Source organism: Massilia timonae CCUG 45783, from assembly GCF_000315425.1.
GTDB lineage: Bacteria > Pseudomonadota > Gammaproteobacteria > Burkholderiales > Burkholderiaceae_D > Telluria > Telluria timonae.
The window spans coordinates 455,128-468,912 of record NZ_JH992925.1 but is presented as its reverse complement, the minus strand read 5'-3'; the positions used below and the strand labels follow the sequence as shown (position 1 = coordinate 468,912).

Sequence of the window (13,785 nt, the reverse complement as noted above, 5' to 3'; positions counted from 1 at the left end):
TGTTGCAGCGCTGAGCGACGCTTACTTCTTGTCGGTCGGATTGGTCGGCATGCCCGGGAACGGGAAAGCGCCGAACATTGCCTTGCTCTGGTTCTGCATCTGCTCCTGCATCTGCAGGAACAGGTTCTTGCTCTGGTCGATGTAGTTGTTCATCATGCCCTGCATCATCGGGCCCTGGACGTTCATGAACTGGGTCCACATCTCGGGGCTGAACGGCTTGCCTTCGAGGGCGCCGGCGGCGTTGCTGGTGAACTTGTTCTGGATGTCGGTGAAGGCTTGCACGTTCTTTTCCAGGTAAGAACCCATCATGCCCTGCATCGCGTGGCCGTAATAGCGGATGATCTGGGCCAGGACCGAGCTCGAGAACATCGGGACGCCGTTGGCTTCCTCTTCGAGGATGATCTGCAGCAGGATGCTGCGGGTCAGGTCTTCATTGCTCTTGGCATCGACCACGGTGAACTCGTCGGCGTCGAGCACGAGCTGTTTGACGTCGGAAAGCGTAATGTATGAACTGGTCTGCGTGTCGTACAGGCGACGGTTCGGGTATTTCTTGATCAGGCGTTCCGTACTTTTCTTCACACTGCTCATCTCTCGTTCCATAGGTTGCGCCGCGGCTTCGTGAGCCTCGTACTTAGAATTGTGTGCGCCGGCATGGCCGGTTCGTCTCCTGCCCCCCCCCGCTGCCAGGTCGGCAGTAAACGGACAGCAGACACCATACCATGCAATTGACGCAGGTGCAGCAATTACCAGTTTATTCACTGTATTAGCTTTTCTGTCAACAAACCACTCCCGCCGTCAATCGGCACGCGCCTTGACGTAGCGGCCGGGCGCCGGTTCCAGCGCCGTGTATTGCGCATTGCCGGGCGTCTCTGGCGCCGGCACCTCGGCGCCGCCGTGTTGCGCCAGGAATTTTGCCCACTCCGGCCACCAGCTCCCCTTGTGCTCGACCGCGCCGTCGAACCAGGCGGCATCGTCCCTGGGTCGCGACTTTCCGCCGGCTTTTCCGCCCGCTTTGCCAACCTCGTCGTTGACCCAGTAGCTGCGCTTGTTCTTCGCCGCCGGATTGATGACGCCGGCGATATGGCCCGACGCGCCCAGCACGAAACGGTTCGCCTTCGGCTTCTTCGGATTGAGCAGCCCCATCGAGGCATACGCCGCCTGCCATGGCACGATATGGTCTTCCTTCGAGCCGTACATGAACACCGGCGCATCGATCTTGCCGAGGTCGACCGGCACGCCGCACACCGTCAATGCGCCCGGATTCTTGAGCTTGTTTTCCAGGTAGGTGTTGCGCAGGTACCAGCAGAACATCGGCCCCGGCAGGTTGGTGCTGTCGGCATTCCAGTACAGCAGGTCGAAGGCCGGCGGTTCCTTGCCCTTCAAATAGTTTTGCTGCACATAGTTCCATACCAGGTCGTTTGGACGCAGGGCCGAGAACGTTGTCGCCAGGTCGCGTCCCGGCATCAGGCCGCCGCCGCCCAGGGTCTGTTCGCGCAGCGCCACCTGGGCCTCGTCGACGAACACTTCGAGCACGCCGGTATCGGAAAAATCGAGCAAGGTCGTGAGCAGCGTCAGGCTGGCGGCCGGCTGGCGGCCGCGCGCGGCCAGCACCGCCAGCGCGGTGGCGGCGATCGTGCCGCCGACGCAGAAGCCGAACACATGGGCCTTTTCTTGCCCGGTGATGTCGCCCACCACGTCCAGCGCGCGGATCGCGCCGGTTTCGACGTAATCGTCCCAGCGCAGGTTCGCCTGGCTGCGGTCCGGATTACGCCAGGACACCATGAACACGGTATTGCCCTGCTCCACCGCGTAGCGCACCAGCGAATTCTCGGGCTGCAGGTCGAGGATGTAGAACTTGTTGATGCACGGCGGGATCATCAGCAGCGGCACGCTGCGCACGGTCGGCGTGCCAGGGGTGTACTGGATCAGCTGGAACAGCTCGTTCTCGAACACCACCTGGCCTGGCGTGTTGCCGACGTTGCGGCCGACCTCGAAGGCGGATTCGTCCGATTGCGAGATGCGGCCCTTCTGCAGGTCGGCCAGCATATTCGCCATGCCCTTGGTCAGGCTCTCGCCCTTGGTGTCGATCATCTTCTTCTGCGCTTCCGGATTCGTCGCGAAGAAATTGGCGGGCGACATGGCGTCGACCATTTGCTGGACCGCGAACCGGATCTTCTGGCGCTCGCGTGGGCCGGCCTCGACCGCGTCGGCCAGCGCCAGCATGAACTCGGAATTGAGCAGATAGGAGGCGGCCGAGAATGCCGACAGCGGATGCGCCGTCCATTCGGAAGCCGAGAAGCGCCTGTCATGCAGTTCGGGCGTCTTGCCCGACACAAAATCTTGCCACAGCTGGGCGCCCTTTTTGAGATAGTCGTCGCGGATCGATTCGAGCTTGAGCGGGTCGATGCCGGCGCCGACGTCTTTCAGGAAACCGGTTAGCGGATTGGCCGAGGCCGGCGGCGGCGTCATGGGCGCCATCTTCATCCAGCCCTCCCAGGCCTTGGGATCGGTGAATTGGGACAGCCAGGTTGCGGCGACAGCTTGCGGGTCAGGCATGTTCATGTGGGCATCCGTTGTTAGAATCTCGTCTCTTCAACCAAAAAAACAGAACATCATGTGGATCGTCGCCATCGCCTGGATATATGTTGTCGTGCTCATGGCGGCGACCGAACCGACGGTGGTCGGCGGGATCATGACCTTCGTTTTTTATTGCGCAGTGCCATTATCCATTCTTTTTTATCTCACTGGCGCAAAGCGGCGTCGGCAGCGTAGCCGAACGGCGGCGCAGGGCCCGCGCAAACCGGGGGAGAACGGTGGAACCGGGGATGCCGCCGCCCCATCGGATGCGGATGGTGACGGCGACTGAGCAGTATCGGCCAGGATGCCGATCTGTCACTTGATCCAGATCAAACTGGCCTGACGGCCGGTGACGCCGTCGCGGCGGTAGGAATAGAAGCGCTCGGGCGCGCTGGCGGTGCACAAGCCGCCGCCATGGACGCGTTCGACGCCGTCGCGCGCCAGCATCAGGCGCGCCAGGGTGAACATATCGGCCAGGTATTTACCCGGACGGTCAGGATAGTCACGGAAGCAGGCGCGCGTGGCCTCCCCCGGGATCGCCGCCACGAAGGCGTCCACCACGTCCTGCCCCACCTCGAAGGCGTCGGGACCGATGGCCGGACCCATCCAGGCGGTGATTTCGCCGGCGCCGGCCGCGCGCATGGCGCTCACGGTCGCGCCCAGCACGCCGCCGGCCAGGCCGCGCCAGCCGGCGTGGGCCGCGCCCACCACCTTGCCATCGAGGTCGGCGAACAGCACCGGCAGGCAGTCGGCGGTCAGGATCGCGCACACGATGCCCGGCGCCGTCGCCGTGCTGGCGTCGCCGGTACACACCGGCCGCTCCGGCCCCACCTTCACGGCATCGACCACGTCGGCGCCATGCACCTGGGCGATCCAGGCCGGACGACCAGGCAGCCAGGCTTGCAGGCGCTCGCGGTTGGCGCGCACGGCGTCCGGGTCGTCGTTCACGTGCAGGCCCAGGTTCAGGCCACCGCCGCCCTTGCCGTCGTCATACGGCGCGGCGCTGATGCCGCCATCGCGACTGGTGGCCAGCGCCCCGATCGAGGCCGGCAGGTCGGGCCAGTCCGGCCATACCAGGTCGGCGGCGCCAAGCGCTCGATGCGTCATACGCGGTAGGTGACGACGCCGTCGTCGTCATCCTCGTCGTCGATCTCGTTCTTGACGTCGCCGTCCTGCGGCTCCTCGATGCCCGCCTGGGCGATCAGCGCGGCGAAGTCGTCGGCCAGCGGCACCGTCCATTCGCATTGCTCGCCGGTGCCCGGATGCACCAGGCCGAGGCGGCGCGCCTGCAGCGCCTGGCGGTGGAAGACCGGCGTCAGGTGGCGCTTGCCATAGACGGCGTCGCCCACCAGCGCGAAGCCCAGCGACTGCATATGGACGCGGATCTGGTGGGTGCGGCCGGTCTCGAGGCGGCAGCGCACCAGCGACACCGGACGACGATCGAGCTCGCCGGTGACGACGCGCTCGTAATGGGTGATCGCCGGCTTGGCGAACGGGCTGTTCGAGACCGCCATCTTGACGCGGTCCTTGGCGTCGCGCCCCATCGGGCTGTCGATGGTGCCCGAGGCGCGCGGCGTGCCCCAGACCAGCGCGAAGTATTCGCGCTTGACGGTGCGCGCCTGCAGCTGGCGCACCAGGTCGGTCTGGGCGGCCAGGGTCTTGCCGACCACCATCAAGCCGCTGGTATCCTTGTCCAGGCGGTGCACGATGCCGGCGCGCGGCACGCCCACCAGTTGCGGGCAGTGATGCAGCAGGCCGTTGAGCAAGGTGCCGCTCCAGTTGCCCGAGCCGGGATGCACGACCAGGCCGGCCGGCTTGTTGATGACGATGATGTCGTCGTCCTCGTGGACGATGTTCAGGTCCATCGGCTCCGGCGCGAACGCCGTGTCCTCGGGCGCGGCCTGCGGTTCGACGACGATCGTCTCGTCGCCATAGGCCGTGTCCTTGCCGCGCGCCGGCTTGCCGTCAACCGTGATGTGGCCGCTTTCGAACCATTGCTGCAGGCGGCTGCGCGAGAACTGGGGCACGAGGCCGGCCACCACCTTGTCGAGGCGCTGGCCGCAGTGTTCCTCTTGCAGCGCCAGCGTGATCGGCGACAGGTCGATGCCGGGCGCGGGGGCGAACCCGGCCTCCAGTTCATCGTCAAAGTCAGGGTCAATAGGTAAATCCGCCGAATCCGGCGCAGGAGTTAATATCACGTCAGTCCCATCGGCTATAATCAGCCGTTCGTTGAATCTAGGTAAAACTTCTCTGCAAAAAGCTATGCAAAAAAAATTGTCTGTGTTGGTCGCAACTTGCGCCCTCGTCGGCCTCTCGGCATGCAGTGTTCTGCCGAAGCCTGCCGACGAATCCAAAAACTGGTCGGCGGAGAAATTATACGCTGAGGCGCGCGATGAGATGGCCGGCGGGCACTACGAAGCCGCAATTCCGCTGTTCCAGCGGCTCGAAACCAACTTCCCGTTTGGCGTCTATGCAACGCAGGCGCAGATGGAGATCGCCTACGCCCACTACAAAGCGGGCGACCAGGCCGAGGCGCTGGCCGCGGTCGAGCGTTTCATCAAGCTGCACCCGAACCACGCCCAGGTCGACTATATGTATTACCTGCGCGGCCTGGTCAACTTCAACGACCAGCTCGGCTTCTTCAGCTTCGTCTACGAACAAGACCCGACCGAACGCGATCCGCGCGCGACGCGCGAAGCCTTCGCCGCCTTCAAGGCCCTGGTCGACAAGTTCCCGAACAGCAAATATGCGCAAGACTCGATCGAGCGCATGAGCTACCTGATCAACGCGATGGCGCAGTACGAAGTGCACGTCGCCAATTACTACTATCGCCGCGGCGCCTACCTGGCGGCGCTCAACCGCGCCCAGGATGCGGTGACCAACTACAGCGACGCGCCGGCGCGCGAAGAAGCGCTGTTCATCATGATGCGCAGCTACGACAAGCTCGGCATGCCGCTGCTGCGCGACGATACCCAGCGCGTGTTCCTGCTCAACTATCCGAACAGCTACTTCATCAATCCGAACGCGCGCGGCGAGGCGCCATGGTGGAAGTTCTGGGCCAAGAGCGGGCCGAAGCCATCGCCGAAGGACGCGGTCGAATAAGATCACAGCGCCGGCGCCGTCCAGCGCCGGCGGTCCTTTCGGCCCGGGCCTCGCTCAGGCGTCGATCCGGCGGCGGAACACCCACGCGCGCTCCTTCGAAGCGCCCGGCTCATAGGCATAGCCGTCGACGTCGAATTCCTTGAGCTGCTCCGGATCGGTGATGCCGCGATCGGCCGCATAGCGCGCCATCATGCCGCGGGCGCGCTTGGCGAAGAACGAAATGATCTTGTACTGGCCGTTCTTCCAGTCCTGGAACACCGGCTCGATCACCGGCGCATCGAGCAGCTTCGGCTTGACCGACTTGAAGTACTCGGTCGAGGCCAGGTTGACCAGCGCCGTGGACCGGGTCTCGGCCAGCTGGCGGTTCAGCGCCCGGGTGATGGTCTCGCCCCAGAACGCATACAGATCCTTGCCACGCGCGTTGGCCAGCTTGGTGCCCATCTCGAGGCGGTAAGGATGCATCTGGTCCAGCGGCCGCAGCAGGCCGTACAGGCCCGACAGGATGCGCACATGGCGCTGCACGTACTTGAGCCCTTGCGCGTCCAGGCTCGGGGCGTCGAAGCCGGTGTACACGTCGCCGTTGAACGACATGATGGCCGGGCGCGCCTCGGCATGGTCGGGCTGCCAGTGGGCGTAGCGGCCGACGTTCAGCACCGAGAGGGCATCCGACAGGTCCATCAGCTCGCTGATCCGGGCCGGCGAATAATCGCGCAGCACCTCGATCAGTTCCGCGGCCTGCGGGATGAAGTCGGGAGTGGTATGTTGCTTGGTGGTCAGGGGCGATTCGAGATCGAGCGACTTGGCGGGGGACAGGACAATCAGCATGAACGAACAAAAATTTTCCGCAAATAAACAAGCTACATGATAACCGCTCCAGCAGAATCCATCGTCATCGACACCAACGTCTTGCTCGACCTGTTCGTGTTCCACGATCCGCGCTGGGCCGAGCTGCTGGCGGCCATCGAGACGAAGCAGGTCGACGCGATCACGCGCGCCGAATGCCGCGATGAATACCTCGCCGTGCTGCGCTACCCGCATCTGCCGCTGGACGAGGCCGGCCGCGAACGGGCCGCGGCCCGCTTCGACGCCCTGCTGCGCCTGGTCGCGCCGGAAGCGAAGCCGATCCGCCTGCCGGTGTGCACCGACCGCGACGACCAGAAATTCATGGAACTGGCGCGCGACGCCGGCGCTGCGGTCCTGATCAGCAAGGACAAGGCCTTGCTCAAGCTGGGCCGCAAGACGGCGCAGGCCGGCCTGTTTCGCATCATGCTGCCCGAGGCCTGGCTCAAGGCCAGAGCCGAAGGCAAGCTAGAATAAGCTATCCAACATCATCATCACCACCCGCCTACGCCCATGAGCCTCCCTCCCCTGGTCTCCCGCCTGCCCCAAGTGGGCACCACCGTGTTCACCCAGATGTCGCAACTGGCGCTCGAGCATGACGCCGTCAACCTCGGCCAGGGCTTCCCCGACTTCGCCTGCGACCCGAAGCTGGTCGAACTGGTGGCCGAGGCGATGCGCGCCGGCCATAACCAGTACGCGCCCATGACCGGCATGCCGGTGCTGCGCCAGGCGATCGCCGCCAAGATCGAGGCGACCTACGGCCACCGCTACGACGCCAACACCGAGATCACCGTCACGGTCGGCGCCAGCCAGGCCATCCACACGGCGATCCTCGCGGTCGTGCATCCGGGCGACGAGGTGATCGTCATCGAGCCGGCCTACGACTGCTATGCGCCGGCAATCGCACTGGCCGGCGGCGTGGTGGCGCCGGTGGCGATGCGCTTCGACGAGGCCGGATTCAGCGTGCCGTGGGATGAGGTAGCCGCCGCGGTCACGCCGCGCACGCGCATGATCGTGGTGAACACGCCGCACAACCCGACCGGGACCATCCTGCGCCAGGCCGACCTCGATGCGTTGGCGGCGATCGTCGACGGCACTTCCATCCTGGTGCTGTCCGACGAGGTCTATGAGCACATGGTGTACGACGGCGAGCCGCATGCGTCGGTGTCGCGTGACCCGAGGCTGGCCGAACGCGCCTTCGTGGTGTCGAGCTTCGGCAAGGCCTTCCACGTCACCGGCTGGAAGATCGGCCACGTGGCGGCGCCGGCGGCATTGATGACCGAGTTCCGCAAGGTCCACCAGTACAACGTATTCTGCGTCACGGCGCCGATGCAGCATGCGATCGCGGCCTACCTGCAAGACCCGGCGCCATGGCGCGACCTGCCCGCCTTCTACCAGGCCAAGCGCGACCTGTTCCGCGCCGGGCTGGCCGGCTCGCGCTTCACCCTGCTGCCGTCGGATGGGACGTATTTCCAGTGCGTGCGCTATGACGCCGTGTCCGACCTGTCCGAGGCGGATTTCGCGCGCTGGCTGACCACCGAGATCAAGGTGGCGGCGATTCCGGTGTCGGCCTTCTACGGCCAGGCGAAGGAATCGCGGGTGGTGCGTTTCTGCTTCGCGAAGAAGGACGCGACGCTGCAACTGGCGCTGGAGCGCCTCGGCCGCCTGTAGGACTCAGTAGCCGCGCTGCGGCTTGGTGGCCATCGCCACGATCGCGGCGCCGGCGGCCACGACCAGCGCGTCCTCGATCAAGCCGCTCTTGGTCTGGCCGATGCGCGCCATCGCCTGCTTGCGCCCGGCCAGGGTCAGGTAGGCCAGCGGCACGGCGGTGGCCACCGCGGCCGCGGCGCCCGCCTTTTCCCTGCCTTTCGGCGCCAAGGCCGCGCCGGCGATCCCCGCGCTCATCACGCGCGCCAGCAGGCCGAGAAAGACAGTGCGGTCGGGCGCGCTCTTCATCTTGTCGCCGAGCAGCTCGCCGACGCCCATCGCCAGCGCGCCATACTTGAAGGTCGGGCGGTCCAGCAGGAACAGGTCGCCCGAGGTGCCGCGGCCGGCCAGGCGCGCGGTGGCGATGGTGGCCATGGGCGTCATCGAGCGCGCGCTGGCGACGGCGCCGATCAGGATCGAAGAAAGCAGGTTGCGGATAGACATGTAAGGGCTCCTGTGGTTGGTGGCGGCCCGCATCCACGTGCGAGCCGGACCAGCTCAGGCTACCAAAGCGCGCGATATATTGACGCACGGCTCAGCCGTGACGCCGGCGCCCCTGCCTAGTCGGTCAGCGAACCCACCGACAGGGGCGACGTGTCGGCGCGTTCCAGGCGCTTCACCAGCAACTGGTCGATCCGGTAGTGGTCGACGTCGACCACCTCGAAGCGCATGCCCTCATGCTCGACGCTGTCGGTCGGCTTGGGCACCTTGCGCAGCATGTACATCATGAAGCCGGCCGCCGTTTCGTAGCGTTCTTCCTCGGGCAGCGACTGCAGGTCGAGCACCCGCTTCATGTCGGCCACCGGCGTGCTGCCGTCGATCAGCCACGAGCCGTCGTCGCGCTGCAAGGTCTGCTGGTCGGCTTCGAGCGGGCTGCCCCAGCGGCCCATGACGGTGACCATGATGTCGCTCAGCGTGATCACGCCGACCACGAAGGCGTATTCGTTGATGACGATGGCGAAGGTTTCCTTGCTCGACCTGAAGCGGTCGAGCATCTCGGACAGGGTCAGCGTGTCCGGGATGATCAGGGCCGTGCGGATGGTCAGTTCGCTCAGCTGGAACCTGGTCTGCTTGCTCAGCAGGCGCACCAGGATGTCGCGCGTGTCGACATAGCCGACCACGCGGTCGATCACGCCGTCGCACACCGGGAACTTCGACAGCGAGTGATTGGCGATCTTCTGGCGGATGCTTTCCTCGGGCTCGGTCAGGTCGAAGAACACGACGTTCTCGCGCGTCGTCATGGTCGAGGTGACCGTGCGCGATTCGAGCTCGAACACGTTCTCGATGAAGTGCTGCTCCTGCTTCTGCAACACACCGGCCTGGGCGCCGGCTTCGACGACGGCCGAGATCTCGTCGAAGGTGATGCGGTCTTCGCGCGTCATGTCGACCCCGAACAGGCGGAACAGCATATTGGCGATCTTGTTCAGCGCCCAGGAAAATGGCCGGAACAGGCGGATCACGAACAGCACCGGGCGGATCACGGCCATCGCCGTGGCCTCGGGGGCGATCATCGCCAGGCGCTTGGGCATCAGGTCCGAGAACAGCACGAACAGGGTCGTGACGAACACGAAAGAGAGCGCGAAGGCCACGTTGTCGCGGCCCGGGCCGCTGTAGAACAGCGACAGCCAGTCGAGGAAGAACGGCCGCAGGGCGCCCTCGCCCAGGATGCCGCCGAGGATGGCGATGGCGTTCAGGCCAAGTTGCGACGCGGCGAAAAAGTCGGCCGACTGGGCCTGCAGCGACATCACCTTCTGGGCCCGCTCGTCGCCGGCCTCGGCCAGCAGTTTCAGCTTGATCTTGCGTGCGCCGGCGAGCGCGATCTCGGTCAACGACAGGAAGCCGGCCGCCAGCACCAGCAGCGCCAGGACAGCCAAATGTTCGAACAGATTCATGGGACACCCGGGGTTTATTATTTGGGTCGCTTTGACCGGGGGAATACGCGCCGCCTCGTCCGCCATGCGCGGATCAAGGCGTGCCGGTCGCGTCCGCAACCAGCAATCATGTCACTTTAGCACATGGCTGCCCTCTTGACCGCTCTTGCCCGGCGGGCGGGCCGCCGCCGCAGCTCAGCCCCCGGCCCGTTTCGGCGCGTGACCCAGCCTGGTCAACGTATCCATCACCAGCTCGCAATGGTCGCCCTGGACTTCGATCACGCCATCCTTGACGGTGCCGCCCGAACCGCAGGCCGTGCGCAGCTGCTTGCCCAGCAGCGCCAGCGCAACCGGATCGAGCGCCACGCCCTTGACCAGCGTGACCGTCTTGCCGCCCCGCCCTTTCGACTGGCGCGAGACGCGCACCACGCCGTCCCCGACCACACGCGCCGCGGCCGAGCAGGCGCAGGCGGCGACCGGCTGCCGGCAGTCGGGGCACATGCGCCCGCTCTCGGTGGAATAGACCAGGCCACCGCTCGAACTACGTTTCATCTTCACCACTTCTGGTCTTTGCTTCCCCGACTTTCACGCCGCGGCGGGCCAGGCTCTCGCGCAGCAGGAACTCGATCTGCGCGTTCACGCTGCGCAGGTCGCGCGCCGCGAGACGCTGCAGTTCCTCCCACAGGGCTGGATCGATCCGCAGGGGGAACGCTTTTTTGCCGGGACTTGCCATGCCGTTTCGCTGCTAGTTGTACAGGGTGCCGGTATTCACGATCGGCTGGGTTTCCTTGTCCGAGCACAGCACGACGAGCAGATTGCTGACCATCGCCGCCTTGCGCTCGTCGTCGAGCTCGACGATGCCGCGCTCGGACAGGCCTTTCAGGGCCGTCTCCACCATGCTCACGGCGCCATGCACGATTTTAGCGCGGGCGCTGATGATGGCTTCGGCCTGCTGGCGGCGCAGCATGACCTGCGCGATCTCGGCGGCATAGGCCAGGTGCGTCAGCTTGGCGTCGAGCACCTCGACGCCGGCCGCCTCGAAGCGCGCCTGCAGCTCGCCCTTGAGCGTATCGGCCACCACGTCCATGCCGGCGCGCAAGGTGGTCTCGCCCGGGGCCAGGTCTTCGCCTTCGTCGTAGGCATACTGCGACGCCAGGTGGCGCAGCGCTGCTTCGGCCTGGATCGACACATAGCGCTCGAAGTCGTCCACCTCGAACACGGCCTGGGCGGTGTCGCGCACGCGCCAGACCACCGCCGCGCTGATCTCGACCGGGTTGCCGCGCTTGTCGTTGACCTTGAGCGTCGGCGCATTGAAGTTGCGGGCGCGCAGCGACAGGCGGCGCTTGACGTAGAACGGGAAGGCCCAGCGCAACCCTTCGCTGCGGTCGGTGCCGATGTACTTGCCGAACAGGGTCAGGATCGCGCTCTCGTTCGGCTGCAGCATGTAGAGGCCGCTCAGGAGCAACAGGCCCCCGATGCCGACCACCACGCTGGCGAGCAGGAACCACAAGCCGTCCGACGACTCGGCCATCCTCTTGAAGAGATAGGCGGACAACAGCAGCAGGACGATCCCGGCGCAGGCCGCCAGATAGCCATTTGCCGACGAAAACGCCGATTCACGGCGCGTATGTGCTGCGTGCATGCTTGTCTCCTCGTGTAAATAACATCAAAGTGATATCACTTTAGGATCACGACGAGTTCTTGTCAAGCAACTTTATGACATTTATTGCAAGCGTACGGCGACGTCGAACAGCCAGGTGCGCCGGATCTCGACCACGTCGTACTGCCGCGCCAGCGCCGGCGGGAACGGACCGTATGGCGCCTGGCTCGCGATGATCCTGCGGATGCCGTCGTCGATCGCCGGCACCCCGCTCGACGTCTCGAACGTGACCTTCTCCACCGAACCGTCGGCGCGTACCGCCACCGTCACGACCGGCTGCGTATGCGGCTGCTTCACCGCTTCGCGCACCATGTCCAGCGTCCGGTTCAATTCGATCTTGCGGCCCATGGCTTGCGCATACAGGACCAGGTCCTGGTTGGGGTCGGCGCGTCCGAACAGCCAGCCACGGCGCAGGCCGCTGACCGTGGGTGGCGGCACACCCGGCGCACTGCCCGCACGGTCGCGCCCGGCGGCTTCGCGTGAGAGCTGTTCGGCGATCGCGCGCAGCCGTTCGGCGCGTGGCGCCAGTTGCGCGGGAGGGCCCCGATCGCCCGGCCCCTGTTGCGCCGCCGCCTGGCTGGCCTGGGCCTGGGCCTCGCTTGCACGTTCCTGTTCGCGCTGCGCTTGGTCAAGCCTCGCTTGTTCCTGCCTCGCTTGTTCCTGCCTAGCTTGTTCCTGCCGCGCCTGCTCTTGCTGGATTGCTTCCTGGCGCGCGGCCTCGCGCTGCGCCGCCGCCTCCTGTTCCGCCTTCTGCGCCTGCTGCAAGGCTTCGAGACGCTCGGCTTCGAGACGCGCCTCTTCCCGCCGACGCGCTGCGATCCGTTCGGCCTCCACGCGCGCGCTCGCCTCGCGTTCGGCCTGCTCACGCGCGAGCGCGATCAGCTCGACCTCGCGCGCCTGCTCCGCGGCGTCGCGATCGGGTTCGGGTTCGGGTTCGGGTTCGGGTTCGGGTTCGGGATCGGCTGCCACCCTTGCAATGGCGTCGCTGCGGGATGGCGCTGGGGCGGGGGGCTCGGCTGCCGGCGGCGGGACCGGCGCGCTTGCTGGCAGCGCAGCCGCCGCCGGCTTGCGTGGAACAGGGGCGGATGGTGTCGGAGGCGCCGGGATCGGCGCTGGCGCGGCAGCGGGCGCCGCGGGCGCCAGCACGATCTGCAGATCGCGCGCCGCCAGCCGCCGCTCTTCCCACGGGAAGCGCAGGCCGGACAGCCCGAAGACTTCCCCTTCCATGGGAATGCCCAATAACAGCACATGAAGCAGCACGGACAGCGCTAACGCCATGCGCATGCGCCATGGCGCCGCTGGAGGGACGAACTGCGTCGATGTGGCCACGTGAGTTTGCAAATAAATGCCAGGGATGAAACGAACCCGGCGATGCTATCACAACAACATGAATGGCCGGCCGCTAGCGCTCGAGCTGTCCCAGGCGGCGCTCGACGAAGGCCGTCAGTTCGGGCGACAGCGTCCCGCTGCCCAGCGCCTGCCAGAACGCCGCCACCGCTTCCGGATCGCGCTTCTCGGCCTGCAGCGAGATGCCCAGGCCCATCCACCACACGCCATTGCCCGGCGCGGTGCGCAGCGCGGCCTGGTAATGCCCGGCCGCTTCGCGATGACGGCCTTCGCGCTGCAGCACGCCGGCCAGGAAGGCGTGGTACTCGCCATTGCCTGCCGCATGCGGCAGGGTGCGCGTCAAGGTGTCGAGCGCAGGGCCGCCCCGCTCCAGCTGCAGGCGCGCCAGCAACATCGCCAGCGAAGGCTGGCGCGCATCGAGGGCCAGCGCCGCCTGCAGCTGGCGCATCGCCTCGTCCGGCCGCCTGGCCTCGATCAGGAGGCCCACCAGCGTTTGCCGCGACGCCTCATGGCGCGGATCGAGCTTCAGGGCGGCCTGCAGGGTCGCGATCGCCTCGGTGACGCGGCCGTCTTCCAGCGCCAGCAACGCGCGCCGGTAGGTGTTCTCGGTGCGCTGCGCCGCCGTCTCGCTGCGGCCGCCCACGACGGCGGGCGCCGCCGGCTTGCGTGGCGCGGGCGCGG

Annotated in this window: 16 protein-coding genes; 4 read left to right on the top strand and 12 right to left on the bottom strand. The window is 66.2% G+C overall.

The window, feature by feature from the left end:
• Positions 1-21: 21 nt before the first annotated feature.
• A complete protein-coding gene (gene phaR / locus HMPREF9710_RS22350; protein WP_005670179.1) occupies positions 22-588 on the bottom strand; it encodes a polyhydroxyalkanoate synthesis repressor PhaR in 567 nt (188 codons plus the stop codon).
• Positions 589-795: 207 nt separating this feature from the next.
• The gene (gene phaC / locus HMPREF9710_RS22345; RefSeq protein ID WP_005670177.1) at positions 796-2,562 is read right to left on the bottom strand and encodes a class I poly(R)-hydroxyalkanoic acid synthase; all 1,767 of its coding nucleotides are present in this window, start codon (positions 2,560-2,562) and stop codon (positions 796-798) included.
• Between phaC and HMPREF9710_RS22340 the strand changes: the two genes are divergently transcribed.
• Positions 2,561-2,866, top strand: coding sequence for a hypothetical protein (locus HMPREF9710_RS22340; protein WP_085986727.1), 306 nt, complete (start codon positions 2,561-2,563; stop codon positions 2,864-2,866). The genes phaC and HMPREF9710_RS22340 overlap by 2 nt on opposite strands.
• 26 nt (positions 2,867-2,892) lie before the next feature.
• On the opposite strand, the gene pgeF is transcribed toward HMPREF9710_RS22340, so the two are convergent.
• The gene (gene pgeF, locus HMPREF9710_RS22335) at positions 2,893-3,684 is read right to left on the bottom strand and encodes a peptidoglycan editing factor PgeF (protein ID WP_005670175.1); all 792 of its coding nucleotides are present in this window, start codon (positions 3,682-3,684) and stop codon (positions 2,893-2,895) included.
• A complete protein-coding gene (locus HMPREF9710_RS22330) occupies positions 3,681-4,775 on the bottom strand; it encodes an RluA family pseudouridine synthase (protein WP_005670173.1) in 1,095 nt (364 codons plus the stop codon). Before HMPREF9710_RS22330 ends, pgeF begins: the two co-directional genes overlap by 4 nt.
• Before the next feature lie 64 nt (positions 4,776-4,839).
• Here HMPREF9710_RS22330 and HMPREF9710_RS22325 point away from each other — a divergent pair, with 64 nt between their 5' ends.
• The gene (locus tag HMPREF9710_RS22325; protein ID WP_005670171.1) at positions 4,840-5,679 is read left to right on the top strand and encodes an outer membrane protein assembly factor BamD; all 840 of its coding nucleotides are present in this window, start codon (positions 4,840-4,842) and stop codon (positions 5,677-5,679) included.
• Positions 5,680-5,733: 54 nt separating this feature from the next.
• Here the strand turns inward: HMPREF9710_RS22325 and yaaA are convergent, their stop codons facing one another.
• A complete protein-coding gene (gene yaaA / locus HMPREF9710_RS22320) occupies positions 5,734-6,504 on the bottom strand; it encodes a peroxide stress protein YaaA (RefSeq protein WP_005670169.1) in 771 nt (256 codons plus the stop codon).
• Between the two features lie 36 nt (positions 6,505-6,540).
• On the opposite strand from yaaA, the gene HMPREF9710_RS22315 reads away from it, so the two are divergent.
• Together HMPREF9710_RS22315 and HMPREF9710_RS22310 are read left to right on the top strand one after the other, a co-directional pair.
• Positions 6,541-6,996, top strand: a complete 456-nt coding sequence (locus HMPREF9710_RS22315) for a putative toxin-antitoxin system toxin component, PIN family (RefSeq protein ID WP_005670167.1) — start codon at positions 6,541-6,543, stop codon at positions 6,994-6,996.
• 36 nt (positions 6,997-7,032) lie between these two features.
• A complete protein-coding gene (locus tag HMPREF9710_RS22310; protein ID WP_005670165.1) occupies positions 7,033-8,190 on the top strand; it encodes a pyridoxal phosphate-dependent aminotransferase in 1,158 nt (385 codons plus the stop codon).
• A 3-nt stretch (positions 8,191-8,193) separates the two neighbouring features.
• On the opposite strand, the gene HMPREF9710_RS22305 is transcribed toward HMPREF9710_RS22310, so the two are convergent.
• The 7 genes from HMPREF9710_RS22305 to HMPREF9710_RS22275 form a co-directional block, all read right to left on the bottom strand.
• Positions 8,194-8,670, bottom strand: coding sequence for a hypothetical protein (locus tag HMPREF9710_RS22305; RefSeq protein ID WP_005670163.1), 477 nt, complete (start codon positions 8,668-8,670; stop codon positions 8,194-8,196).
• Positions 8,671-8,786: 116 nt separating this feature from the next.
• Positions 8,787-10,118 (bottom strand): polyamine export protein PaeA, encoded by a 1,332-nt coding sequence (gene paeA, locus HMPREF9710_RS22300; protein ID WP_005670160.1) that lies wholly within the window; start codon positions 10,116-10,118, stop codon positions 8,787-8,789.
• 174 nt (positions 10,119-10,292) lie between these two features.
• Positions 10,293-10,649, bottom strand: a complete 357-nt coding sequence (locus tag HMPREF9710_RS22295; protein ID WP_005670158.1) for a translation initiation factor Sui1 — start codon at positions 10,647-10,649, stop codon at positions 10,293-10,295.
• Entirely contained in the window at positions 10,639-10,830 is a 192-nt protein-coding gene (locus HMPREF9710_RS22290; RefSeq protein ID WP_005670157.1) for a type II toxin-antitoxin system antitoxin, read from the bottom strand. Before HMPREF9710_RS22290 ends, HMPREF9710_RS22295 begins: the two co-directional genes overlap by 11 nt.
• Positions 10,831-10,842: 12 nt before the next feature.
• Positions 10,843-11,739 (bottom strand): SPFH domain-containing protein, encoded by an 897-nt coding sequence (locus HMPREF9710_RS22285; RefSeq protein WP_005670155.1) that lies wholly within the window; start codon positions 11,737-11,739, stop codon positions 10,843-10,845.
• 81 nt (positions 11,740-11,820) lie between these two features.
• Positions 11,821-13,035 (bottom strand): TonB C-terminal domain-containing protein, encoded by a 1,215-nt coding sequence (locus tag HMPREF9710_RS26745; RefSeq protein ID WP_169331343.1) that lies wholly within the window; start codon positions 13,033-13,035, stop codon positions 11,821-11,823.
• Positions 13,036-13,159: 124 nt separating this feature from the next.
• Positions 13,160-13,785, bottom strand: a 626-nt coding sequence (locus tag HMPREF9710_RS22275) for a tetratricopeptide repeat protein (RefSeq protein ID WP_005670151.1), incomplete at its 5' end; no start/stop codon positions are given.

Excerpts from the sequence above, each read along its gene's own strand:
- paeA (WP_005670160.1), bottom strand. The coding sequence starts at position 10,118 with ATGAATCTGTTCGAACATTTGGCTGTCCTGGCGCTGCTGGTGCTGGCG.
- yaaA (WP_005670169.1), bottom strand. The coding sequence starts at position 6,504 with ATGCTGATTGTCCTGTCCCCCGCCAAGTCGCTCGATCTCGAATCGCCC.
- HMPREF9710_RS26745 (WP_169331343.1), bottom strand. The coding sequence starts at position 13,035 with ATGGCGTTAGCGCTGTCCGTGCTGCTTCATGTGCTGTTATTGGGCATT.
- phaC (WP_005670177.1), bottom strand. The coding sequence starts at position 2,562 with ATGAACATGCCTGACCCGCAAGCTGTCGCCGCAACCTGGCTGTCCCAA.
- phaR (WP_005670179.1), bottom strand. The coding sequence starts at position 588 with ATGAGCAGTGTGAAGAAAAGTACGGAACGCCTGATCAAGAAATACCCG.
- HMPREF9710_RS22285 (WP_005670155.1), bottom strand. The coding sequence starts at position 11,739 with ATGCACGCAGCACATACGCGCCGTGAATCGGCGTTTTCGTCGGCAAAT.
- HMPREF9710_RS22315 (WP_005670167.1), top strand. The coding sequence starts at position 6,541 with ATGATAACCGCTCCAGCAGAATCCATCGTCATCGACACCAACGTCTTG.
- HMPREF9710_RS22340 (WP_085986727.1), top strand. The coding sequence starts at position 2,561 with ATGTGGGCATCCGTTGTTAGAATCTCGTCTCTTCAACCAAAAAAACAG.
- HMPREF9710_RS22325 (WP_005670171.1), top strand. The coding sequence starts at position 4,840 with ATGCAAAAAAAATTGTCTGTGTTGGTCGCAACTTGCGCCCTCGTCGGC.
- HMPREF9710_RS22295 (WP_005670158.1), bottom strand. The coding sequence starts at position 10,649 with ATGAAACGTAGTTCGAGCGGTGGCCTGGTCTATTCCACCGAGAGCGGG.
- HMPREF9710_RS22290 (WP_005670157.1), bottom strand. The coding sequence starts at position 10,830 with ATGGCAAGTCCCGGCAAAAAAGCGTTCCCCCTGCGGATCGATCCAGCC.
- HMPREF9710_RS22310 (WP_005670165.1), top strand. The coding sequence starts at position 7,033 with ATGAGCCTCCCTCCCCTGGTCTCCCGCCTGCCCCAAGTGGGCACCACC.
- HMPREF9710_RS22305 (WP_005670163.1), bottom strand. The coding sequence starts at position 8,670 with ATGTCTATCCGCAACCTGCTTTCTTCGATCCTGATCGGCGCCGTCGCC.
- pgeF (WP_005670175.1), bottom strand. The coding sequence starts at position 3,684 with ATGACGCATCGAGCGCTTGGCGCCGCCGACCTGGTATGGCCGGACTGG.